At 69.4% G+C, this 23687-nt stretch carries 20 protein-coding genes; 8 read left to right on the forward strand and 12 right to left on the reverse strand.

Translation table 11 applies throughout. From position 1 onward, the window contains the following. The first annotated feature begins 11 nt into the window (after nucleotides 1-11). Nucleotides 12-929, forward strand: a complete 918-nt coding sequence (locus VFZ09_RS08775; RefSeq protein WP_329727050.1) for a sterol desaturase family protein — start codon at nucleotides 12-14, stop codon at nucleotides 927-929. Here VFZ09_RS08775 and VFZ09_RS08780 read toward each other — a convergent pair. Next, the gene (locus tag VFZ09_RS08780; RefSeq protein ID WP_329727051.1) at nucleotides 849-1907 is read right to left on the reverse strand and encodes a hypothetical protein; all 1059 of its coding nucleotides are present in this window, start codon (nucleotides 1905-1907) and stop codon (nucleotides 849-851) included. The genes VFZ09_RS08775 and VFZ09_RS08780 overlap by 81 nt on opposite strands. A 121-nt stretch (nucleotides 1908-2028) precedes the next feature. Between VFZ09_RS08780 and VFZ09_RS08785 the strand changes: the two genes are divergently transcribed. Beyond that, nucleotides 2029-3855 (forward strand): hypothetical protein, encoded by a 1827-nt coding sequence (locus VFZ09_RS08785; RefSeq protein WP_329727052.1) that lies wholly within the window; start codon nucleotides 2029-2031, stop codon nucleotides 3853-3855. Here the strand turns inward: VFZ09_RS08785 and VFZ09_RS08790 are convergent. From VFZ09_RS08790 to VFZ09_RS08840, 11 genes are all read right to left on the reverse strand, one after another. Beyond that, entirely contained in the window at nucleotides 3849-4808 is a 960-nt protein-coding gene (locus VFZ09_RS08790; protein ID WP_329727053.1) for a HEAT repeat domain-containing protein, read from the reverse strand. The two genes, VFZ09_RS08785 and VFZ09_RS08790, sit on opposite strands and share 7 nt — an antisense overlap. A gap of 33 nt (nucleotides 4809-4841) precedes the next feature. Then, entirely contained in the window at nucleotides 4842-6113 is a 1272-nt protein-coding gene (locus VFZ09_RS08795; protein WP_329727054.1) for a hypothetical protein, read from the reverse strand. A 478-nt stretch (nucleotides 6114-6591) separates the two neighbouring features. Beyond that, a complete protein-coding gene (locus tag VFZ09_RS08800; RefSeq protein ID WP_329727055.1) occupies nucleotides 6592-7668 on the reverse strand; it encodes a PepSY-associated TM helix domain-containing protein in 1077 nt (358 codons plus the stop codon). Further along, a complete protein-coding gene (locus VFZ09_RS08805; RefSeq protein ID WP_329727056.1) occupies nucleotides 7665-8465 on the reverse strand; it encodes an HpcH/HpaI aldolase family protein in 801 nt (266 codons plus the stop codon). The genes VFZ09_RS08800 and VFZ09_RS08805 overlap by 4 nt, the downstream gene beginning before the upstream one ends. After that, nucleotides 8459-9679: a type III PLP-dependent enzyme gene (locus VFZ09_RS08810; protein WP_329727057.1), complete on the reverse strand. Its 1221-nt coding sequence runs from the start codon at nucleotides 9677-9679 to the stop codon at nucleotides 8459-8461. Before VFZ09_RS08810 ends, VFZ09_RS08805 begins: the two co-directional genes overlap by 7 nt. Beyond that, the gene (locus VFZ09_RS08815; RefSeq protein ID WP_329727058.1) at nucleotides 9670-11481 is read right to left on the reverse strand and encodes an IucA/IucC family protein; all 1812 of its coding nucleotides are present in this window, start codon (nucleotides 11479-11481) and stop codon (nucleotides 9670-9672) included. The genes VFZ09_RS08810 and VFZ09_RS08815 overlap by 10 nt, the downstream gene beginning before the upstream one ends. Nucleotides 11482-11506: 25 nt before the next feature. Next, on the reverse strand, nucleotides 11507-12697 hold the full coding sequence (locus tag VFZ09_RS08820; protein ID WP_329727059.1) for an MFS transporter: 1191 nt from the start codon (nucleotides 12695-12697) through the stop codon (nucleotides 11507-11509). Then, nucleotides 12694-14478, reverse strand: coding sequence for an IucA/IucC family protein (locus VFZ09_RS08825; RefSeq protein ID WP_329727060.1), 1785 nt, complete (start codon nucleotides 14476-14478; stop codon nucleotides 12694-12696). Before VFZ09_RS08825 ends, VFZ09_RS08820 begins: the two co-directional genes overlap by 4 nt. After that, complete coding sequence (locus VFZ09_RS08830; protein ID WP_329727061.1) at nucleotides 14463-15668, reverse strand: ATP-grasp domain-containing protein; 1206 nt, start codon at nucleotides 15666-15668, stop codon at nucleotides 14463-14465. The genes VFZ09_RS08825 and VFZ09_RS08830 overlap by 16 nt, the downstream gene beginning before the upstream one ends. 14 nt (nucleotides 15669-15682) lie before the next feature. Beyond that, the gene (locus tag VFZ09_RS08835) at nucleotides 15683-17902 is read right to left on the reverse strand and encodes a TonB-dependent receptor family protein (protein WP_329727062.1); all 2220 of its coding nucleotides are present in this window, start codon (nucleotides 17900-17902) and stop codon (nucleotides 15683-15685) included. A 90-nt stretch (nucleotides 17903-17992) separates the two neighbouring features. Further along, nucleotides 17993-18919: an energy transducer TonB gene (locus tag VFZ09_RS08840; RefSeq protein ID WP_329727063.1), complete on the reverse strand. Its 927-nt coding sequence runs from the start codon at nucleotides 18917-18919 to the stop codon at nucleotides 17993-17995. A gap of 385 nt (nucleotides 18920-19304) precedes the next feature. Here VFZ09_RS08840 and VFZ09_RS08845 point away from each other — a divergent pair, with 385 nt between their 5' ends. From VFZ09_RS08845 to VFZ09_RS08870, 6 genes are all read left to right on the forward strand, one after another. Continuing rightward, the gene (locus tag VFZ09_RS08845; RefSeq protein WP_329727064.1) at nucleotides 19305-19997 is read left to right on the forward strand and encodes an HNH endonuclease; all 693 of its coding nucleotides are present in this window, start codon (nucleotides 19305-19307) and stop codon (nucleotides 19995-19997) included. Next, complete coding sequence (locus VFZ09_RS08850; RefSeq protein ID WP_329727065.1) at nucleotides 19994-20449, forward strand: SMI1/KNR4 family protein; 456 nt, start codon at nucleotides 19994-19996, stop codon at nucleotides 20447-20449. Before VFZ09_RS08845 ends, VFZ09_RS08850 begins: the two co-directional genes overlap by 4 nt. Before the next feature lie 85 nt (nucleotides 20450-20534). After that, nucleotides 20535-22046, forward strand: a complete 1512-nt coding sequence (locus VFZ09_RS08855; protein WP_329727066.1) for an HNH endonuclease — start codon at nucleotides 20535-20537, stop codon at nucleotides 22044-22046. Next, nucleotides 22043-22477: an SMI1/KNR4 family protein gene (locus tag VFZ09_RS08860; RefSeq protein WP_329727067.1), complete on the forward strand. Its 435-nt coding sequence runs from the start codon at nucleotides 22043-22045 to the stop codon at nucleotides 22475-22477. Before VFZ09_RS08855 ends, VFZ09_RS08860 begins: the two co-directional genes overlap by 4 nt. 6 nt (nucleotides 22478-22483) lie before the next feature. Continuing rightward, complete coding sequence (locus VFZ09_RS08865) at nucleotides 22484-22921, forward strand: SMI1/KNR4 family protein (RefSeq protein ID WP_329727068.1); 438 nt, start codon at nucleotides 22484-22486, stop codon at nucleotides 22919-22921. Nucleotides 22922-23035: 114 nt separating this feature from the next. Continuing rightward, on the forward strand, nucleotides 23036-23476 hold the full coding sequence (locus VFZ09_RS08870; RefSeq protein WP_329727069.1) for an SMI1/KNR4 family protein: 441 nt from the start codon (nucleotides 23036-23038) through the stop codon (nucleotides 23474-23476). Nucleotides 23477-23687 lie beyond the last annotated feature (211 nt).

Below are 23687 nucleotides of genomic sequence, written 5' to 3' on the forward strand. Positions count from 1 at the left end.
GGAGCCGCACCATGGCCGATCTCCATTCCCTGGATCCCACCCAGCTCGCCACCCCGGCGTTCATCCTCCTCATGGCCGTGGAGCTCCTCTGGCTCGCCCGGCACCGCCAGGAGGGCTACGTGGGCTACACCGTCAAGGACGCGGCGGCCAGCCTCACCATGGGCACCGTCTACTCCCTCATCTACATGGGGTGGAAGGGCGTGGAGTACGCCTTCTACTCCGTGCTCTACGAGCTCTCGCCGCTGAGGATGGGGGAGGGGGTGCTCGCCTGGGTGCTGCTCTTCTTCGCCGAGGACCTCTGCTACTACTGGTTCCACCGCGTCCATCACGAGTCCCGGCTCTTCTGGGCCTCGCACGTGGTGCACCACTCCAGCGAGCACTACAACCTCTCCACGGCCCTGCGGCAGACGTGGACGCCCATGTCGGGCCTGCTCTTCTGGGCGCCGCTGCCGCTGCTCGGCTTCCACCCGGCCATGGTGCTGCTGGCCCATGCCCTCAGCCTGCTCTACCAGTTCTGGATCCACACCGAGGCCATCGGCCGCATGGGGCCACTGGAGTGGGTGCTCAACACGCCCTCGCACCACCGCGTGCACCACGGCGCCAACCCGCGCTACCTGGATCGCAACTACGCGGGCATCCTCATCATCTGGGATCGGCTCTTCGGCACCTTCCAGGCCGAGGACGAGCGCCCCGTGTACGGCCTCACCAAGAACATCCACACGTACAACCCGCTGCGCATCGCCTTCCACGAGTACGCCGCCATCCTGCGCGACGTACTGCGCCCCAACCCGCCGCGGGTGCGGCTGGGACTGGTGTTCCGCGGGCCGGGCTGGAAGCCGCCGGTGGGCTCAGTCCCGGCAGCAGGCGATGGCGCCGTCCTGCGAGCGGAAGAAGGCGGTGGTCAACTCCCGTCCCACCCAGGCGCATAGCACCTCGTAGGTGCGCCGCCGCGCGCCGCCCACGCGCGCGGGCTGGCGGCTGAGCGACTCGGGGTGCCGGATGAAGACGTTGTAGCCGAGGATGAAGCCGTCCGAGCGCAGCACGGTGATGCCATCCGTGGCCATCATCCCGCGCAGCAGCTGCGCCGCCGAGCTCACCGCGGAGGCCGCCTCCACCTCCTGCGTCTCGTGGTAGCGCATCACCCGCGCCACCATGTCGATGGGCTCGTCCAGCAGCACCCCGTCCACGAACAACGGCGAGCCCTCGCTCTTCCTGGGCAACACCGCCACCAGCGTGCCGTGCGAGGCCTGCATCGCCTCGAAGAGGACGCGCCGGTAGAAGTCCCGCGTGTAGCCGCGCGCCGGCTCGGGCACGTCCGCCGTCAGCCCCAGCGCCAGCTGATCCATCGCCACCGTGGGCAGCGTCGCCTCCACCCGCGCACCCGACAGGAAGACGTGCCGGTAGAGGCCGCCCATGGCCCTCAGCTCGATGATGTTCTCCGCCAGTTGCAGCACGCCCACCATGCGCAGGGAGCGCTCTCCCGCGCGGCGCATGCGCTCCAGCGGCGTCTCCACCAGGGGGAAGGGATCCGTGCGGAACACCCCGTAGGCGAAGCCCTCCGGTACCAGCAGCAGGTAGAGCGACCACCACCGCCCCTGGCCCAGCGGCGCGCACTGCTTGAGCGCGCGTTGGATCGTCTCCCGCGTGCGAGGCCCCTTGCCGATGGCCACCGGCTCCCGGCCGTTCAGCACCCGCAGCATCCCGTCCAGGTCGTCCCCGAGGAACGCCACGGGAAAGAGCGGCTCGCCCTCCTCGCGGTAGCGCGAGAGCGTGACGATCAGCTCGCTGAGGGGGTCTCCCACGTCCGTGGGGCTCAACCCCGTCTGATGGAGGAACGACGCGACGGCGTCCGACAACATGTGCCGGAAGGACAGGACCGGGGACTCTCCCGGAGCCGAAGTGCTCATGGACGCGCACACTGTATCACCCCGGGGGGGTTTGACCGATTGCCGTAATCCAAGAAAATTGGGACAATAGGGCTGCAAAGGGCTGTTGCCCCTGCACGGTCCCTACCCCCCCGAGGTGGCTGTGAGTCAGCGAAGCGCGATCGCGGTGTTGGTGGAGGGTGGCTCGCCTGGCGTGGTGCCAGGCAGGGCCATCGAAGTGGACGCCGGAGTGGCGCTGCCCGTGGCGTTCGGCGGGCTGAGGAAGATCCTCCGGGCCTGTGAGGACGCGGCGCCCGAGGCCGTGCGTCCCCTGGCCCGCCAGCGTCCGGCCGAGTGGAACCGGCTCTTCCCCGGCTCCATCCAGGGCGCGCCGGATTTGACCGACCTGGCGCTCACCCCGTCCGAGCGCCGGCTCCACCGCGAGTCCGAGCAGATGTTCTGGGTGCTCAACCTGGCGGCGCGCGCCATCGTGGAGACGCTGCGGGTGAGCGGAAGGCCGCTGGTCATCCACGGCGCGGGCGAGTGCGATCTGGTGAGCCTGCGCGCGGTGATGAGGGCGGCCGAGTGGGGCCGGTTGGAGCAGCTGGAGGGCCGCATCCTGCTCACCGGGTGGAACACGCGCCGGCCGCACTCCGCCGCCTCCTTCGAGCAGCGGCGGAGGGACTTCCTCGGCTCGCTGTGCGAGCGCATGCGCACCACGCCGCCGGGGGGCGGAGTGGGCCCCGTGTCGGGCCGGGCACTCGAGCCGGCGGTGGACCTGGAGGGCCGCTACCTGAGCGCCGTGGTGGACGACGACGCGCCGCTGGAGCACCGCATCGCCGCGGCCGTGCTCGCCCTCCGCAGCTGCTTCTTCACCACGAACTACGAGGGCGCGATGCTGGCCGCCGAGCGCGGCCTGGCGCTGCTCGACGCGGCGGGGACGGGGCTCTCGCCCTCGCGCGTGGCCGAGGGCTGGGACGCACTGGACACGGGCTTCTCCACGCCGGCCATCGAGATCGACAAGAGCAGCCTGGGGGACGCGGAGGAGCTGCGCGTGCTCTTCGAGCGCGGCATCGGCGTGGTGCACGTCTTCACCGGCCAGCACGACGAGGCGCTGGAGGCCTTCGGCCGGGCGCTGGAGTGCGAGGCGCCGCCGGAGCGGCTGGCGCACATGCGGATGTTCCGGGCCCTCACGCGCACCAAGCGGCTGGCGCAGCTGCCGGATGCCCGGGCCGAGGTGGAGGCGGGGCTCGCGCTGATGGCGGGGCTGGACACGCCGCTGCGCAAGCTGCACGAGGCGTGGCTGCGCAACGTGTACGCGCTCACGTACTTCCTGGAGAAGAAGCTGCCCCAGGCGCAGGAGCAGGAGAAGCTGGCCATGCGCTGCGTGGGAGACCTGCACGACGCGAGCGCCACGCACCTGAAGATCAACCTCATCTCCAACGCCAGCTACCTGCAGGAGACGGCGAGGAACTTCGCGGAGTCGATCGCCATCTGGAGGCGGTTCGAGAAGATCAGCGCGAACTGGGGCGCGAACTTCGCCAAGCACCACCGCTACCGGCTGGCGGCGCTGCAGATGGCCAACGGGGAGCGAGAGGCGGCCGTGGCCAGCTACACCGAGGCCTTCACGTGCGCCGGGGAGTTGGGAGACCCGTTGCATCAGCAGGTGATCGCCGGGGACCTGGGGCTGCACCTGCTGGACACGGAGGCGGCCACGGCGGCGCAGTGGTTCGCGAGGGCGGCGGAGCAGGCGCGGGTCATCGGGGATCCGCTGCGGGTGGCGCAGAGCCTGGCGGGACAGGCGCTGGCCGAGGGCAGCGGGGACTGGACGGAGGCACTGCGCTGCGCCCAGGCGAGCACCACGACACCGGCGGAGACGGAGCCCCTGGCGCAGGCGCTCTCGCGCGGTGACGCCGAGGCCGTGCGCAAGGCCCTACCCCGCGCACGCAGCAAGCTCAACCGCCCCTTCGACGCGGTGAACCTCTACTGATTCTTCTGGAGGCCACGCAGCCCCTTCGCGGCTCTATCGAAGACCTCGGCCAGGATCGGCTCCGCCGGACGGTGGGCCTCGAGGAACGCCGCATCCCCGGGCTGGCCGATGAACTGGAGCAGGCTCGCGGCTCTGAGAGAACTGCTGGGTGAAGTGGCCACGATCACCTTCCGCGCCACGTCACGCAGTTCGGAGCGGACCCCAGTGGGAAGCTTGGGCAGGATCCGATCCATGTGCTCCAACAGGACGGAGAACAGGCGATCACAGTAATACACGGCCGACTCATGCTGGCCCAGGGTGGTCTCGGGCAGGGCATCGGCGACTGCAATGAACGAACGCAAGGTGGAGACCAGTGTGTCCGGCAGTTCTTCCTCGAGCAGCGCGAGAACCCCCGTCTTGTGATCCACGGACACCGAGGCATCATTGGCCCAGATGGACAACTCCTCGGGAGATTTCTCCAGGAGCATGAGCAAGCCATGCAAGCAATTCGGTAATGGCAACGCAAGCTGCTCCAAGCTCCGCTGGACGATGGGAAGCAAATCCGGATGGCGCCTCCGCCAGAGAGCGTATGCCACCGTGTTCACCTCCGAGGTGTCTGACTCATGCTCGACGAGCCGCTCCAATCTTCGAGTCAGACTGGTCCGTGCGCCATGTTCCTCGATACGTCCCAGGGCCAGGGTGATGTCTTCCGCGACAGACGCCCCATCGAAATCTCCCCGCGCCTCTTCCAAGGCAAGCTGCTGCTCCAAAAGCTTGACACTGGAGGCGCCCCCGAGTTCGCCCAGGCCAAAGGCAGCAGCCTGTCTGACCTGGGCATCCGGGTCTTGCAGCATGGCTTCCAGCAATGCCCTCGCCTTCCGGGGGTGCTCGCCAAGCCTCGACACCAGAGCGCGAGCCCTCTCCTCTTCTCCCCAGGAGTGAGCATCCACCAACTCGTCCTTCAACTGCTCCATGTCCGTTACACGAGCCATCTCTCAAACACCTCGTCATGGGAAGCTGACACCTGTAGGCACGTGCCGCCGCACCAGGGTGCCATCGAGCAGATACAGCTCGTGAATCGCCTTCGGGTCGGCCTGGACCATGGCATTGAACGCCTCCAGCTCACGCCGCAAGTCCTTTTGATTCGAGACATAGTTGGTATTGTGCCGGATGCCGTCAGGGCGTAGGGATGATACGTCTGGCTTACGAAAGCGGGGCTTGGCCTGTCTGTTCGGGTTGTTGACGCGCAGGTTCTGGGCATTGACCTGTGCCTCGTTCTTCTTCAGACCGGTATGTCCAGCCGCCTCGCGCCTGGCCAGTTCCTCCTCAATGGCCTCGTTGTGCGCTGGGTTCTTTCGTGTGTGAGGCTTGCCATATCGTGTGGAGAGTTTCGGGCCGCCCCCCGAGGCGCTACCTTCCCCATCCGTCATCATGCAGGTGGCGAGCTCGCCACAAAGAGACGTGGCGGAAGTTCCCGCGGCCACCCCGGTGGCGATCAAGGAGCCATCCGCCACCACGTGAGCCGTGGCAATCGACTCCAACGCCTGCCCGCCCGCAGGTGCATGACGAAGGGGGCTCAGCAGGGTCCAGAGGCCGCCCTCTGGAACCTTGGGCAGCACCTGGGGCATCCCCATGCTGGCAACGACGACCAGCACCCGGAGGCCCGCGCCGCCCAGAGCCCTACCGAAACGCTCGGACGCAGCCTCCAGTTCCTGGGGCGAGGTGGCGGCCTCGGCCTCCTGGTACAGACGGAGGCACGCATGGGCCACCCGGCCCAGTTCCACCAGTCCCACCAGCAGGGCCAGACGTACCGTGAGCGCCGCGGCCAGTCCCTTGGAGAAGAAAGGCTCGGGCGCCAGCCAGGCGGCGAAGTACACCGTGATGGCGAGCGAGACACTCACGAGGAAGGCAGGAGCGGTGAACAGCTCCCGGGCGGCCTCGCGGATGCCGTCATCCATGTAGCGCGTGGAGAGTTGGAGGGCGAGCAGCAACCGGCTCGTTTCCAGTGACTCCGGCACAGGGAGGAGCGGCGGACCGTAGAGGGAGAAGAAGTCCTCGCGCAGCCTCGACTCCCACGATGCGGCGGAACTCCGGTTCGAGTGGACCGCCCCTGGCATCTCCAGCAGACGAAGCGGAAGAGGACTCCGTGGGCGGAGAGAATCGAAGGCCGAGAGAAGCGGGCGCACCTCCTCCACTCCCAGTCGCGCCAGGTCAGGGTGGAGAACGGGAGGCGGAAACGTCAGCCGCAGTTGGCCCTCGGGCAGCGTGCGGATGCGCACGGGTGGAGACTCCGGCCACGAGGGTCCTCCTGCGGGCTCCGTCCTTTGAGACGCGTCCGGCACCTGTACCCGCGGCCCCAGCTCCGAGGGAAGAGGCCGCGAGGTAACACATGAGGCCGCGAAGACGAGGCTCGCGACCAGAGGGAGCAGGAGTCGCTCCCGGTTCATGCTGCTCCTCGTGGATGGCGCCATGGGCGCATGGTAGCGCCCCAAGGAGCCGCCTTCGCCTGCTGCGCGGGCTTCGCCGACGATAGGGGCTGTCCGTCGTCAGGGCCTGTACGCCGCTGAACGTTGCCCCACTGCAGCTCCGCCAGCGTGCCTCCAATGCTCGCCAGGCCCAGGCCGAGCGCCAGGCTGCTCGTGCCATCGCTCACGCAGCACCTCGGCCCACGCGGACAGTCCCTCCTCCCGTGCGACGGCCACACCCATGCCCTGCGCGGCCCCGGTGACCAGGGCCACTCGGGGGGTTGTCTTCCTCTCAGCGCCGCGGGTTGCGCCCGCTGAGCCAGAGGAAGAAGCCGGTGAGGAAGAGGCCCGCCGGGAAGAGTCCCGTGAGCACCGCGAGGCACCGCGTGGCCAGGCCTCCCCACGCGCCGATGTGCAGCGGGTAGCGCAGCGCGAGCAGCCTCGAGGCCAGCGGGGCCTCCAGGGCGTTGTCCGCGCGCAACACCGCGCCCGTGTGGCGATCCACGTAGACGAGGCTCATTCCCAGGGGATGCGGCTCCTCCGGGAGGCGCTCGCGCACCCGCAGGGGAGCCGTGGGCGAGGCGGGCAGATCCACGCGGGTGATACGAGCCCCCGGGAGGGCCCGCTCGGCCGCGGCCAGCAGCACGTCGATGGGGAGTGGCGCGCCCGTGGCGGGACCGGGCACGGGCGGCGCGCTCCGCGCGGGGGCGCGGGTGGCCCACCGCAGCGTCTGCTCGAAGGGCGCGGGAAAGACGAGGGACACCCCCGTGAGCGCGGAGAGCAGCAGGAAGACGAGCGAGAAGATGCCGCCGAGCTTGTGCAGATCGTAGTTCGCCCGGCGCCACAGCAGGGGCCGGCGCAACGTGAAGCCCAGGGCCAGCTTGCGGCGGCCGGGCCACCACAGCACCAGCCCGCTGAGGCCCAGCACGATGAGCACGCAACCGCTGGCGCCCACCACGGCCTCCCCGGCTCCGCCCGACAGCAGCGACACGTGCAACTCCCGCAGCGTGGCCACCAGGCTGTCTCCCGTGGACCGCACGCCCAGCACCGCGCCCGAGTACGGATCCACGTACACCCTGCGGGAGCCGTGAGCGTCCATCCACGCCACCACCGGAGCGTCCGGCCGCTGCGGCATGCGAAGGTACAGCGGCGAGGCTCCAGCCTGGCTCGCCGCCACGGACTCCAGCACCCGCGAGACGGGCACCCGCTCGCCTCCGGGCACCACGCCCCACACCTCGGGCTGGAGTTGCCGGTCCAGCTCCTCGCCAAAGACGAGCGCCGAGCCCGTGAGGCCCGTCACCGCCAGCAGGGCCCCCACCAGGAGGCCCGCGTACAGGTGCACCTGGAAGAGGAAGCGGCGCAACCTCATGACGTGGCCGCACCGCCCTGCTTGCCGGAGAGCTCCTCCCTCACGGTGGCCACGTGCGCCTTGAGCGCCCGGAACGCCACGCCCCGGTCATCTCCGAGCAGCAGCGCCGCGGCGCCCTCGCGGCTCCACGCCTCGGCCTGGCCGGGCAGGCGGGGAATCGCGCAGAACGGCACACGGTGGCGGCGGCACGCCTCGGCGATGCGCCGGATGGCCTGCTGCACCTCCGGGTGATCGAACCGCGCCGGCACCCCGTAGGACTGGGAGAGATCGATGGCGCCCTCCAGGATGAGATCCAACCCCGGCACCGAGACGATGGAGTCGATGGCCTCCACGGCCTCGCGGTCCTCGATCATCGCCACCACCATCACCTCGCGGTTCGCCCGCTCCAGGTACTCGGCGAGGGGAATCCTGCCGAAGCCCGTCGTGCGCCCACCGCTGATACCCCGGCTCCCGCCGGGATGGTAGCGGGCCGCGCGGACGGCGGCCTCCGCCTCCTCCCGGCTCCTCACCCGGGGAACCACCACGCCCTGCGCTCCCGCGTCGAGCGCGCGCAGGATGCCGTCCGGCGCCGCGGAGGGCACCCGGACCAGCGCCGTCAGCCCGCTGCACTCGGCGGCGCGGAGCATGTTCTCCAGCGTCTCGGGGTTCACCCCCACGTGCTCCTGGTCCAGGATGACGAAGTCATACCCGGCGTACCCCAGCATCTCCACGAGCAGCGGAGAGGGCACCGAGCCGATCAACCCCAGGGCGAGCCGCCCCTGGGCGATGGCCGCCTTGAGGCGGTTCTCCGTCAGCATGCCTCCCCTCCCTCGCGCAGGAAGAGCTCCCGGGGCGGTGGGTGCATGAGGAAGTGCCGGTGCGAGATGTTCCAGGCGTACGCTCCGGCGTGGGAGAAGAGCAGCACGTCCCCCACGCGCACCCGCTCCACCGGCGCGTCCTTGGCGAGCACGTCCTTCGGGGTGCACAGCTGTCCCACCACGTTGATGCGCTCGCCCTCCACCCGGGGCCGGGCGAAGGGGTAGCGCCACTCCTCGATGGGCACCACCCGGAAGGGATGGCTGTGCCCCTGCGCCTGCGGCGTGCGGAAGTGGTGCGTGCCTCCCCGGCACACCACGAACGTCTCGCCGAAGCAGCGTTTGATGTCGAGCACCTCGGCGGCGTAGTACCCGCACGCGGCCGTGACGTACCGGCCGAGCTCGAAGCGCACGGACACGCCCTCCGCCACGAAGCGTCCCGCCAGCCCGTGCAGCCCCTCCGAGAAGCGGGCCAGCTCGAACTGGGACCCGGGCTCCCGGTAGTTGATGCCGATGCCGCCCCCGACGTTCAGATGGCTCCAGTCCGCCCGGTACCTCGCGCGCAGCTCCGTGAAGCGCCGCAGGTAGTCCTCCAGCAACCCCAGGTGCCTGCCCGCGTCCAGCTGGTGCGAGAGCAGGTGGAAGTGCAGGCCCTTCACCTCGAGCGCCTCCTGGCCCGCCAGGAAGTCCATCACCGCCGGGAGCTGCTCCCATTCCACTCCGAACTGGGTGGGCCGGCCGCCCATGACCAGCGACGTCTCGAACCCCGGCCCGAGCGGGAAGTTCAACCGCAGCAGGAGCGGCACCCGGCGCCCGAGCTGAGTGGCGATGAGCGCCAGCCGCCGCAGCTCGCCCAGGCTCTCCACGTGGAGCAGCTCCACCCCGAGCCGGCACGCCGCGGCCAGCTCCGCGTCCGTCTTCCCTGGCCCGCTCAGGATGAGCGGCTTGGAGGCGAACTGGGAGCGCAGCCACTCCAGCTCGCCCTGGGACGAGGCCTCGAAGCCATCCACCACCCCGGCCAGCGTCTGGAGGATGGGCGCCTCCGCGTTGGCCTTGGCGGCGTAGAAGAACCCGAATGGAGGGGGCAGGCTCCGCTTCAGGGCCCGCGCATGCGCCGCGAGCGCGGGGAGATCATAGAGGTAGGCACACAGCGGGCCGTCCTCCTCCGCCCGCGCGCGCCGCACCGCCGCCTCCACCACCGGCCACCTCAGTTCCACGACGGCACCTCCGGCACCCGGCCGAGCGGATTGGGCACCAGCACGTAGCCCGCCTCGCGATCGGCCTTCTTGAGGAAGCGCACGGTGAGGTTCGCCTTGCCCGGGAACGGCGCTCCCGCCAGCAGCGGGCCGATCCGGCGCGCGGACTCCTCCGTCCCGAAGCGCCGCTCGTAGCCGGTGAGCACCTGACGGACCCGGTCCCACAGCCGGCGCTCGAGCCGCTCGGAGCCCCCGGCGAGCGCCGCCACCGTCTCCGAGAGGTTGTTGACGAAGAGGCAGTAGGCGATGCGCTTCCAGCCCTGCTCGTCCCCGTAGGAGATGGCGCGGCGGGCCTCGGGCGTCAACGTGTCCAGCGCGAGCGCGGCGAAGCGCTCCGGCACCACCTTGAGGCCCTCCAGATCCCGCAGCAGCAACCCCTCGGGCGCGCCCCGCTCCGTCACCAGCAGCGTGTTCTGCAGGTGGGCCTCGTGGACGATGCCGTGGTGGAAGAAGGCGTAGAGCACCGGCGGCAGCAGCCGCTCCGCGTAGCCGTGGAACCAGCCCTCCACCGCTCGCTCGTAGCCCAGGTGCGGCGCGGACTCCGCCACCACCGCCATCAGCCGGCCGCGCGTGAACCCGTCCGTGCCGAAGAGCGAGGCCGCCACGCGCGCCACCCGCGTCCGGTCATCCACCGTGCGCGGCAGGGACTCGCGGAGGATGACGGCGAACCGCTCCTCCAGGTCCCTCCGCGCCGCCTCGCCCTCCCCGTCGAGCCCCACCGTGGCGAAGGCCGGCTCCTCCAGCATCCGCAGCCAGGGGAAGTGGGTGGCCAGGTCCTTCTCCAGCACGCGCAGGGCACGGGTGGCGAAGAGCGAGCCCTCCAGCTCGTACACCGCGTTCTTGCGCAGGCAGTTGGTGACGCGCACGTGCAGCGAGCACTTGTAGAAGAAGGGCAGCTGCGGCGCGTACATCGTCCGCAGCGAGGAGGTGGGGAAGAACTCCGGCCCCAGCGGCCCCAGGTAGCGCAGCCGGTCCTCCTGGAGCGCCCGCTTCACCAGCGGATGGGACAGCAGGTGCCCCGCCTGCCACGGGTGGACGGGAATGGGCAGGAAGTCCCCGCCGAGGGCCTCCGCGGCGGAACCGAGATCCTCGCGGAAGATGTCCGTGGCCTCGCGCTCCATCACCGAGGCCTGGATGACGGACTCGGGCCGCACGGCGAAGAAGTGGAGCGGGTAGCGCGTCCGCGTCTCGGGGGAGAAGCGCCGCACGTCCTCGGCGGAGAAGCCCAGGCGGCTCTTCGGCGCGGGGTGGAACGAGTGTCCGAAGACGAGCCCCTGCTCGGACTCGACGTAGGGCCCCGCGCTGTCACGGCCGCCGGCGCGCCGCGCGAGGATGGCCGTCATCACCGCCACGCTGTCCGCCACCTGGTGGGCCAGCTCCTGCTGGGGCCCGGTGCCGAAACGCTCCTCCAGCTCGCGCAGCAGCAGTTGCGACAGGCTCCGCCAGTCCGCCACCTCCCACCCACGGTGGTGCAGCTGGTACCAGACCGGCGAGCAGTACACGTAGTTGCCCGTGGCCGAGGGCGCCTCCACGGCGACGACGACGCGGGCCTTCGTGTGGGGGAGATCCACCTCCAACAGGTACCCGCCCGCGTCGCCGCGCGGCCCATACGAGAGCACCGAGCGCGGACGCAGGCGCACCGCCCCCTGCGGCGAGGCGATCTCCCGGCAATAGCACGACAGCAGCACTTCCTGGGCACGGCGCCCGGCCATGCCCGACCACTCCTCGCGGCGCGGGAGCGGCTCCACCTGCGTGTTCAACATGAGCGCTTCCTTCCTTCTTTCGATTTCATCGGGCCGGACGCACCTGGCCGGCGGGCGCCGTCCGGGACATCCGATGCACCACGTAGACAGCGGCCCCCGCGGCGCCCACCGCGCCCAGCAGGAACGGAGAGGCCAGGCCCCAGACGGCACTCACCCCGCCCGCGGCGCACCCGGCGGCCACCCCACCCCACTTGGAGCTCGCCTCGAACCAACCAAAGGCCTTGCCGGCGCTGCCCTCGCGCACCACGTCCGCCACGAGGCCGTGCAGGGAGATGAAGCAGATCGTCATGGCCAGCCCCATCAGGAGCCGGGCCACCACCAGGGCGACGAGCCCCGTGGCTCCCGCCTGGGCCACCAGGGACACGGCCAGCACGCCCAGCGCTCCCGCGAAGAGGGCCAGGGGCCGCTCCCGGACGCGCCGGCTCAGGGGCGCGGCGCCCAGCAGGTAGACGAGGTGTGGCAGGGCGAACAGCACTCCGGCCACGCCGCGAGCCCCCGCCCCCGGCACCTGCTCGGCATGCGGCAGGAAGTACGGGAACGTCACCACCGTCGCGAAGGTGAACAGGAACTGGAGCGCGAACACCTCGCCCGCGGTGAACGCGGGACGCTCCCCGGCGGCCTCCACCCGGGGCGCGGCCTCGCCCGGGGCGGGCTCCTTGTCCTGGGCCTTCACCCCGAGGGTGATGAGCACCGCGGCCAGCGGCAGCCAGAAGAGGAGCTGGTAGACGCGGAGTGGATCTCCCGCGGGCAGGAGGAAGCCGACGGCGATGGGCGCCACCACCAGCGCGGCGCGAGCCGAGCCCTGCATGAGCGTGAGGCTGTCGCGCAGCGCCCGGCCCTGGAGGAACGTGGCCAGGAAGGCATTGGAGGCACCGAACGTCCCGCCCACCAGCCCCTGCAGCACCAGCGAGGCGGCGAACAGCGGGGTGGACGAGGCGTACCCGGCCAGCAGGAAGGCCAGCGCCAGGCCGAGCTGCGCCCGCAGCAGCATGGGCCGGGCGCCGAGCCGGTCCGCCATGCGCCCCCAGAAGGGGCTGCTCACCGCGGTGAGCACGGTGGGAAGGACGTAGAGCAGACCGGGGAGCCAGGTCCGCTGCTCCCCGAGCGACACCGACACCATCTTCCCGAAATACGGAGGCACTCCGAGCGCCGCGAAGGCCGCGACGAAGTGGGCGGCCATCACGGCGGCCACCTTCCGGTTGCGCGCGGAGCTCATGGCCGTGCCTGGCGGAGCGGGTTGGGGCCCGTCAGCCCGTAGAACTTGTTGATGTCCGCCGCGCCCGTCAGTGACTTCGGGCGGAGCGTGGCCGCGGTGAGCAGGTACTTCACCGGGTGCCGCTCCGTCTCCAGCAGCCAGCGGCGCGCGGCCGACACGTCCTCGCCCTCGCGCTCCAGCGCGCCGAGCACCTGCTCCGTCCGGGAGCGCACGAGCGCGTAGGCCTCGTCGCGGCCGAGCTCCCCCCGCGCGGCCATGGCCTCCAGGGGCGCCGAGAGGTTGAGCTGGAGGGTGATGGTGAGGAACATGCGCGCGAGCGCGTCCTCGTCCTCGCAGAGGATGCGCCGGTCCTTCAGCTGCCCGGGCACGGAGGCGAAGCGGGCATGGCGGCCCAGCCGCTCCGGCCAGATGCGGGGCGCGTCGTTGTCCTTGAGCAACAGCCGGAGGTGGGGCTCGCGCCGCGACAGCACCAGCATGCTGTTCTGCTGGTTGGACTCGAGCGCGATGCCGTAGCGCACCCACAGCCGCAGGTGCAGGTCCAACGTGAGCGCCACGTACTCCTCGAAGAGCCGCCGGACGTCCCCCGCGAAGAAGCCGTCCGCCAGCGCCCGCATCACCCCGCGGCCATCCGCACCGCTGGCGGCGAGCCCCGCGACGCTCACGATCGTCTCGTCCGTGAGCGCCTCGGGGTAGCGCCGCGCCAGGAAGCCGAGCAGCGGCTGGCCCTCGACGGCGCCCCCGTACTCCTCGTTCGTGAGCAGCACCCTTCCCCGCGGCCCGGGCTCTTCCTCGAGCAACTGGCCCAGCATCGACTGCACGGTGTGGCCGTCGGCGAGGGTGCTCGGCTTCATGGTGCGCAGGTTGCGCATGCCCAGCGTCCGGATGCGCAGCGGGAGCTTCAGGTGCCAGTGGGGCTCCGCGAGCACCACCACCGTGCGCACCGAGAGCGTCGGCGTCACCTCCACGAAGGGCTTCGGCGCCCGCACCGCCACCGGGAGGAGCTCCGCGAGCGCCGGCTCATCCCAGAGCGTCTCCCAGGTGTGCGGGTGAACGGGCAGCAGCGTGTGCGAGTCCTCGAGCGCCACCGGCAGCCCCACGTCCTCGAAGCGCGGCCACCAGGCGGGCCGCGTCTGGCCCCGCACCGGCAGCAGCGCCCGGGGCAGCGCCATCCACCGCAACAGGAAGACGGGCTGGAACTCGGGAGCGAAGCGCTCCAGGTCCCCCAGGCCGAAACCCACCTTGGCCCTCGCGGTGGGGTAGTAGGGATGATCGAGGAAGGACGCCAGCCTGTCGTGGTGCAGCAGCTGCTCCCACCAGCGCGCCGGTGGGGAACCTCCTGCCGTGGCGAAGAGCCGCTCCCGCTCGGCCTCGCAGCGCAACCGGTGCTCCAGCGCGGTGCGGTACTCGAGCGAGAACTCCCGCAGGCACGTCTCCTCCTCCGGCGTCTCCGGCGGCAGCAGCCAGCGCACCAGCTCCGCGGGGTCCTCCACGAAGAGGAACGTCCCGCCCCGCTCCGCCACCACCGGGCGGCTGGCATCGAAGCGCCAGTCCTGCATGTGCCCGGTGGGAAGGGCGGGCAGCCACACCCGCTCCCCCTCGCCTCCCGTCTCCACCACGAGCCACCCCTCCCGGGCCGCTGCGCTTCCAGAGACCGGAGCCCCGCGCGGAGGCAGGGGCGAGAACCGTGCCCGCGAGACGCACCCGCCCACGTCCTCGCGCAGGAGCGTGTCGAGCGTCCGCTGGAAGAGGTAGCGGCGCGCCTCCATCACTTCAGCTCCCATCGCAGCTCCTCGCCGGCGCGAGCGAAGGCCCGCTCGAGCGCCGCCTGCGTGCCGCCGAAGCCGCGCAGCACGCCCAGGTAGTCCCGGTTCGAGTTCGTCAGCCGCACCTGAGCGCCCTCGGTGCGCGTGGGGGTGAACATCAGCGTGAGTCCGTCCTCCACCCGCCGGAAGGCCGCCGGCACGCGCGTGAGCACCCCCGGGCGCTCCGCGCAGAAGTAGCGGATGCCCGCGGCCACCTCGGGCGGCCTCCCCGGCTCCAGCGGCGCGCCCAGGTGCAGCCGCAGCACCTGCTCGAACAGCCGGAGGCCGAGCGCCTCGTCGAGCAGGAACTCCCGGGAGTCGCCGATGGTGCGGTAGTTGATTTCAATGACGCGCGGGCCCGACGCGGTGAGGACGAACTCGGTGTGGCACGCGCCGAAGCCCACGCCCGCGGCGCGCAGCACCGCCACCATCTCCTCCTCCTGCCGCGCCGTCAGCCCCGTCCCCCACCACGCCTCCTTCTCGATGAAGTACGGCGGCGGTGACAGGTGCGTCCGGAAGCCGCCGAGCACCTGCAGCCGCTCCCCGTCTCCCAGCGTCTCCAGCGTGACGAGCGGCCCCTCCAGGTACTCCTCCAGCACCACCCGCTGGCCCGGCCGCACGCGCCAGATGTCGCGGCAGGACGCGGCCACCTCCTCGTGGGTGCGCGCCAGCTGCACCTGCTCGCTCGCCACCCCCTCCGCGGGCTTCACGACGCACGGCAGCGGCACCGGCCCCTCCAGCTCCCTCAGCCCCTGCTCGTCCGCGACGGCCGCGTGCCACACGCGCTCCACGCCCCGCTCGGCCAACCACCGCCGCATCTCCGCCTTGTTCTTCGCGCGCAGCGCCGCGGTCCAGTCCTTGCCCGGCAGCCCGTGGTAGGAGGCCGCCAGCGCGGTGCTCGTCTGCAGGTGATCGCTGTTGGAGAAGAGCGCCGCCGGCCGCCCGCCCAGGCGCAGCGTGGCCTCCAGCACCGACAGCGGGTTGAACACGTCACAGGCGAGGATGGAGCCGGGCGCCTCGGCGGCGGGCACCCGGGAGAACGTCTCCTGCTGCTCCTCGAGGCGATCCGTGAGCAGCACGACGGGGAAGCCCAGCCGGCGGGCCGCGGGGACGAAGCCCCGGGTGACGGGCTCACTGGGGACGTGGGCCAGGATGACGATGGGTTTCATGGGGGGCCTTCCTTTCAGCGCTCGAAGTCGAGCGTGACGAGCACCGAGCGCCCCGGTGACGGCACGCGCCCGAGGCTGTAATCGACGTTGCGGGTGAAGAGGCGGGCATCCAGGACGTTGTTCACCCCGAGCCCTACCCGGAATTGCGTCTGCTCCACGCGGAACGACTCGGAGACGTGGACGTTGGCGATGCAGCCGCCGGGCACCAGGCCCTTGGAGCCGCTGGCGTTCTCCTCCACGGTGTTCTCCGCGTCGGAGAAGGCGTCCGTGCGGCAGGAGCCATTCACGTTGCCCGTGAGCGTTCCCCGGCGGTACGCCACGCGGAACGTCCCCTCGTGCCGCGAGGCATACGGCAGCCGGTTGCCGGCGAACGCTCCCGAGCGCTGCGTGGCATCCAGGTACGTGTAGGCCAGCCGCACGTCGAGCGCCCGGAAGGGGTGGAAGCCCAGCGACGTCTCCAGGCCCTGGTGCCGCGCGTCGCCCAGGTTGCGGAAGCCCGTCGCCGCGTCGATGAACTCCAGCTTGTTCTGGAAGCGCATGTCGAACCACGTCAAGCCCACGTCCAGCCACCGCAGCGGGAAGACGCGCGCGCCCAGCTCGAGGTTGTCCGCCTTCTCCGACACCAGCTCGTTGCCGAAGGTGATCTGCGTGAACTGCACCGGCCGGAACGAGCGGTGGTAGTTGCCGAACAGGAACAGGGGCTTCACCACCTGGTAGCCGATGCTCAGTCCGGGCAGCACGTCCTGCGTGGCGTTGTGGTTGCGCACGCCCTTGAGGCGGTCGTCATGGCGCAGCGCCAGGTACTCGAAGCGCAGGCCGGGCGTCACCTTCAGCTGGCCATCCAGCAGCGAGAGCGTGTCACTCACGTACCCGGCGAAGGCGTGCGTGCGGAAGAACCAGTCGCGCGTCACGGTGAGCACGTCCGTGGCCAGGTCCCGGCTGTCCACGAGGTAGTCCACCCGCTCGCCGATGTAGCGCAGCCCCCACGTCACCTCGTGCGGCACCAGCGCCTCGAAGGGCAGCACCTGGCGCACCTCGGCGCCCCACACCCCGTAGTCGCGCGGCGAGGAGGACAGCTTCGTGGGAGTGCCCCCGGCATCGAGCGGCGTGGCGAAGGAGAACCCGCGGTGGGCCTGGTGGCCGAACACCGTCACGCCGAGCGCGCCGGCGCCGAGCTTGCGCGTGAGCGACACCGAGCCCCGGAGGGCGTTGCCGTCGAAGCGATCCAGGGGACGCTGCGAGCGCGTCACGTCCTGCTCGTAGGCCTCCGGCGTGAGCGCACCCGGCAGATCCGAGCCCGCCTGGTAGTACTGGAGCTTCGCCTTGAGCGTCAGCACCTCCGAGGGGCGCCACTCCGCGTCACCGAGGAGGTTCACCGCGCGCGTATGGGAGTGGGCGCGGAAGGAGTCACCCAGCAGGGCATTGGCCTGGAGCTGCAGGCCGAGCCGCTCGGAGAGGAACCCGCCGGCCCGTGCGTAGGCATCCCCCAGCGCCAGGCCCTCGGGCCCCAGCGCCACGCCCATGCGCCCGGCGACGAGCAGCTCCCTGGGAATGGACTTCGTGACGAGGTTGATGACGCCGCCCACGTTGTTGGGCCCGTAGTGGGTGGCGATGCCGCCGCGCGCCACGTCCACCGCCTCCAGCGTCTGCAGCGTCACCGGGAAGAGCGACAGGCCCGTCTGGCCGTAGGGCGCGGGGCTGACGGGAATCCCATCCATCAACACCAGCACCTGCTCGCTGCGCGCCGGGGACAGGCCGCGCATGCCGATGTTGGGCAGCAGGCCCGTACCGCTCTCGTCCTGCACGCGCACGCCCGGCACCACGCGCAGCGCGTCGTCCAGGGTGCGTGCGCCCGAGTTGGACAGGGCCTGCTCGTCCAGCACCGTCCGCGCACCGGCGTACGTGCGCACCGTCCGCTCCGAGGGCGGACCCAGCCACGTCCCCGTCGCCGTCAACGGCGCCACCTGGAGCGCTCCGTCCGCGCCCTCCGCGGTGGGCGTGGCCTCCACCGGCTCCGCGGCGGCGGCGGGAGGAGACTCGGGAGAAGCTTCGGGAGGGAGCCCGGCAGAAGGCTCGGGAGGGCGCGCGGCCTCGGACAGGGGCACGGGCTGCGTGCCCGCCTGGGGCCCCCCGTCCTCCGCCCTCGCCAGCGACGAGAGCGCGCACACCGCCAGCAGCACCGGGACACGGGCCCCCCTGCCATGGCACGGAATCGTGAAACTGAGAATGCGCATCAATTTCATTTTCGAGGGAGAGGAAGACCTGGAGGGAAGAAGCATGCTCATGGGGAAGGACGCGGTGCGGGGCGAGGGCCGGGAGTGGACTCACTCCAGGCGGTATTGGAAGGGGACATCCACGGCGATGCTCTGGCCGAGCTCGGCGGGAGGCGGTGGAAAGGGAAGGGACTCGCGCACGGTGCGCAGCGCGGCGTCGCACAGCATGGGGTGTGGACAGGGGCCGTGCACGCGCATGCCCAGCAGCTGGCCCCCGTGGCCGATGGACACCCGCAGCGTCACGACGCCCTCCAGCCCCAGCTCCTCGGCCTGCGGCGGGTACTGAAAGCGGGCGGCGATGCGGCTCCTGAGGAGCTCCTGGAGGTAGCTGCTCGTCAGCGACTGGCGCTGCTCGCGAGTGAGGGACGGAGGAGGAGGCGGCGGCGGTGGCATGAGCGCGCCCGCGCCCCCGACGCCTCCGCCCGGGGAGCCCGCCACCGCCCCGATGCCTCCACCGCCGGCCTCGGCGCCCGGAGCGGCCTCGGCGGGGGGGCCCTCCGCGACGTCCGCCGGAGCCTCCTCGGTGGCCTCCACCGTGGGCTCCGCGGGCGGCGGGCGCGCAGCGGGCTGTTCAACGGCGGGGAGCCTCGGGGTGAGGACCCGCGCCGGCCTGGACACGTGCCGGCGCACGGGAGCGGGCCTGCTCGCGTGCGGCGGGGACGGGGTGGGAGCCGGGGCCGCCGGAGCGCGCGCCACCATGAAGCTCAAGGCGATCTCCCGGGAGCCCCCTGCCCCGCCGGTGGACCCGGGCGCCACCACCCGCGAGGAAGCCCCCACCGAGAGCAGGAGCAGCGCGGCCCCGTGGACGGCGAGGGCCACGAAGGCGGCCTTTCCGAAACGCCCGCGGCTCGCGCCCTCGGCGCGCGGCTGGAGGACGGCGCTGAACAGGGGGTGTGCGGGCGCTCCCGTGCTGGCCGGGACACGGCTCTCACTCGGGACCTCCGTTCTCTCCCACCGCTGCATGGCTGCCTCCGCCACGGCGCCTCCTCGAGACTCAAGAGCGATTTTGCGAATCAGAATCAACTTCCACGGACGAGTTGTTACTTCACCGGTCGTCATCAGGTCAAGTAGGACCCTGTTCGCGGACCGTGACCTCGCTTGCGGTCTCGAAAGAGACCCTGGCATAGGGTCCAGGTCACGGATGCGTGACACCCTTCTCCAGGAGCTGTTCGGAACGAGCCAGGTGGCGGGACGCCTGTGGGTGGCGACCCTGCTGCTGGCCGCCTGCGCAACGGATGGGACGCGGGTGGCCGAGCCGGTGCCAGGTGCCACGCGAGCGCCTCACGGCCGCGTCCAGGTCCGCTTGGAGACGGAGGAGGGCCCGCCTCGGAGCTTCGTCCCTCCGCGCGTGAGGCCCGTGGAGGTGACTCCAGCGCAGTTCGACGCGGCCATGGCCCGGCTGGTGGCCGGATTGGAGTTCCCCTCCCCTTCCCGCCATCGGCTGGCGCTCACCTCATGCGCCCAGCCAGCACGGGAGGACGCCGCGGCACGGCGTACCCTGGCGCTGACCATTGCGCTGGGTTCTGTCTGGGAAGGCTCGGTGGACGTCGGAGGCTTGCCGAGCAAGCACCGCCTGCCGACCATCGAGTCCTGGCGCAAACCAAGGTTCACCGAGGATGGGAAGATCCTGCCCTACAAGGGGAGGAGGAACCCGCCCAAGCCCATCACGAACCTGGGCCGTAACCGGGCCGGCCAAACCATCACGGATGGCAAGAACAACGTCCGATTCGACAAGGATGGATTTGCCGAGTTCGATACGAAATTCGAAACCATTCTGGATGATATCCACATTGGCAGTGGGCGTTCCGAACAGCACATGAGAGCAGCCAACCGAAGGCTCTTCGATGCAATCAAGTCGGAGCCTGGCCTGGCCAAGGAACTCGGACTGAGCAGAACAAGCATCGAGCAACTCTTGACTCTGGACAGAGCTCCAAGAGGATACATCTGGCACCATCATCAAGATGTCTGCAGGATGCAACTCGTACAAGAAGAAGCACATATCCTCTCGCGCCCACACACGGGAGGCATGGCAATCTGGGGCGGAGGACACCCGTGACGACACTGAGATGGATACCTTATCTTTGGGACGAAGCCCACCCAGCGACCTCTAGAGAGCTCGAGCAACTCGAGCATCGGTTGGGCATTGCCTTTCCCACGGCCTACAAGGAATTGGCCGTTCAGTATCAGGGAATGACTCCCCATCCCGCTGTCTTCAACGTGGGCAGAGGCACCAATGTCGTCAATGTGCTCCTGACGATCATCGAAGACACCCAGTGGCGCACATACTCCGTCATGCGTGCGTACGAGGCAGTGAAGCCCCATGTCCCCCGTGGCATCTACCCATTCGCCAGCACCCCTGGTGGTGAGTACTTGTGCTTCGATTACAGAGAATCATCGGAGCAACCCAAGATCACCCTGGTCACTGTGGAGATGTTCATCTACCCCGTAGCGGACAGCTTCAATGACTTCATGGCCCGACTGCATGACGGCGATGATCCGCATGCATAATCTCGTCACGCCCGGCGGAGCAGGCGAGCCTACCTGGAGGGCTTCCACCGCTTGCGCAGGACGGCGGCCTGCTCGGGGGCGTGCCATGCCAGACACCCATCGCAGGAGCATCCTTGGAACGAGCCAGGTGGCGGGACGCCTGTGGGTGGCGACCCTGCTGCTGGCCGCCTGCGCAACGGATGGGACGCGGGTGGCCGAGTCCATCACCGGCGCCACGCGAGCGCCTCACGGCCGCGTCGAGGTCCGCCTGGAGACGGAGGAAGGCCCTCCGCGGAGCTTCGTCCCTGCGCGCGTGAGGCCCGTGGAGGTGACTGCGGCGCAGTTCGACGCGGCCATGGCCCGGCTGGTGGCCGGATGGGAGTTCCCCTCCCCTTCCCGCCATCGGCTGGCGCTCACCTCATGCGCCCAGCCAGCACGGGAGGACGCCGTGACGCGGGGCTATCGGTTCTGGTGCGAGCGCCGAGGCACTCCGGGCGATTGCCTGTCACTGCTGGGCAACGCGCTCTCCCTGGGGGCCGAGGCACGGCGTACCCTGGCGCTGACCATTGCGCTGGGTTCTGTTTGGGAGGGCTCGGTGGATGTCTGGGCCGGCATGGTGGACCCGGTGGCGTTGCAGTCCATGGTGATGTCCGCGCTGGCCGGCTACCTCGTCATGCTGGCGTTTCCCAATCCGGTGACCCAGGCGGCCGCCGTCTCCTTCGGCTGCTTCATGGTGGCCTGGCTGGGCGTGGACACGGCGTGGAGCCTGCTGCAGGGCTGGAGGCAGTTGGAGTTGGAGACCCAGCAGGCGCGAACCTTCGCCGAGGTACGCGAGGCCGGTGAGCGCTTCGGCCGGGTGATGGGCGCGCAGGTGGGTCGCCTGCTGGTGATGCTGGCGACAGCGGCCCTCGGCTCGACGACGAACCTGCTCATGAGAGGGCCGGGGCTGCCGGGCTACGCACAGGCGTCCCTCATGGCCAGGACGCAGATGGGCCTGGAGCTGGCGGCGGTAGGGCAAGTGCGGCAGGTGCTGGTGGGCCAGGGCAGCCTCACCCTCACACTGGCTCCGGGCGCCCTCGCCATGGCCTCCCAGGGCACGGATGGAGGCGGAGACGCGCCGAGCAAGCACCGCCTGCCGACCATCGAGTCCTGGCGCAAACCAAGGTTCACCGAGGATGGGAAGATCCTGCCCTACCAGGGCACGAGGAATCCGCCCACGCCCATCACGAACCAGGGCCGTAACCGGGCCGGCCAAACCATCACGAATGGCAAGCACACGATTCGCTTCGACAAAGATGGATTCCCCGAGTTCAACTCCAAATTCGAGACCATCCTGGATGACATCCACATCGGCAGCGGCAAGTCCTCGGCACATCAACGCGCAGCCAATACGAATCTGTACCGGGCAATTGAGCGGGACCCCGACCTGGCGAAGGAGCTCGGATTGAGCCAGTCGGATGTATCCAAGCTCTTGAAATCGGACCTCCCTCCGAACCGCTATACCTGGCACCACCACCAAGACGTCGGAAGGATGCAGTTGGTTCTACGCGAGGAACATCGACTTGCCACCCCGAATACAGGTGGGATGGCCATATGGGGTGGAGCCTATTCACCATGAAGATTTCCTGGGAACCCTACGTCTGGGACGCACCGCATCCGGTAGCACCAGGAGAGTTCGAAGTACTTGAACGACAGTGGGGCGTGTCGCTTCCCGATGAATACAGGAGTATCGCCTCCATTCATCAAGGAATGACTCCCAATCCGCACATCATCAACATTGGTAGAGGCGATTCTTCCATATGCACCTTCTTGACCATCAGCGAGGATGAATCGAGCCGCGTCTACTCCTTACGAGACGCACACAATCTCCTGAAGACCCGCACTCCGCCCGGCGCTTATCCATTCGCCCTGACCGGCAGCGGCGAATACGTATGCTTCGATTACAGGGACGCTCCGAGCCAGCCCAGAATCGTCCTCGTCACCGTCGAGATGGACATCTACCCCATAGCGAACAGCTTCTCCGAGTTCCTGGAGAAGCTGCATGACTAGGTAGCCATGAAGCTCCAATGGGAAACCTACTTGTGGACCGAACCCCATCCGGTGGACTCATGGGTTCTCGACCGGCTCGAGCAACAGTGGAAGGTCAAGCTACCTGAGCTTTACAGGGAACTTGTCTCCGCATATCAGGGGATGGGGCCAGCGCCTTGCGCTTTCGATGTTGGCACAGGCAACGACGCGTTCAGTGTCTTGTTGATCGTCAGTGATGACAGAGAAAAGGAAGCGTACTCCATCAACAAGGCGCATCGTGTACTGGAGCCACATGTTCCAGCGGGGATCCTTCCCTTCGGTCTCACTCCCGGCGGTGAGTACTTGTGCTTCGACGACAGAGACTCACCAGGGCAGCCCAGGGTTGTCCTGGTGACGGCGGAAATGTCCATCCGCCCCGTCGCGGACAATTTCACGCTGTTCATGAATGGTCTCTACAGTGGATAGGCTGTCCCCACGTGGCACGGACAAGTGGCGGGCTCCCTCCTGGCGGCAAGCCTGCCGGAAGAGAATCGCCTCTCTGCCGCATACTGGAACAGTGACGACCTGAGGAGGAGGTCAATGACAATGGCTGTTCGATGGATGGGTCATCTCTGGCAAGAACCCCACCCCACCACTCCAGATGAGATCAACGCCCTCGAGCGCGAATGGGGGGTGTGGTTTCCCGACGAGTACAAAAGAATCGTCTCCACTCATCAAGGTATGACTCCAGAGCTCCCCGTCTTTGATGTGGACCAAGGCACCGATGTTTTCAATACGCTCTTGACGATCCATGAAGATGAGAAATGGCAGGTGTATTCCGCGAGGGGAGCATTCGAAGCGCTCAAGCCGCATGTCCCCACGGGGATATTCCCATTCGCCGACACTCCTGGCGGCCAGCACATATGCTTTGACTATCGAAACACACCTGCGCAACCCACAATCGTCCTTGTCACCGTTGAGATGGACATCTACCCCATCGCGAACAGCTTTTCCGAATTCCTGGAGAAGCTGCATGACTAGCACCAAACGCCGAATGAGGCGGGGACGGGTAGCTTGCAGTGTTCCGCTACTTGGAGCAGGCGGAGCAGGCGGAGCAGGCGGCGCTCGCGCGCGGCTTGAGGCCCCACTTGCGAGCAGACAGAGAAAGAGACTGGGCGGCCGCTCTGACTTGAGAGGTTGTGTAGGGGTCCCTACCGGAGCGGACAGGAAGCGGCTGCCCACTCGGCTGGTT

The sequence above is a fragment of the Archangium sp. genome, assembly GCF_036277355.1.
In the GTDB taxonomy this organism is placed as follows: Bacteria; Myxococcota; Myxococcia; order Myxococcales; family Myxococcaceae; genus Archangium.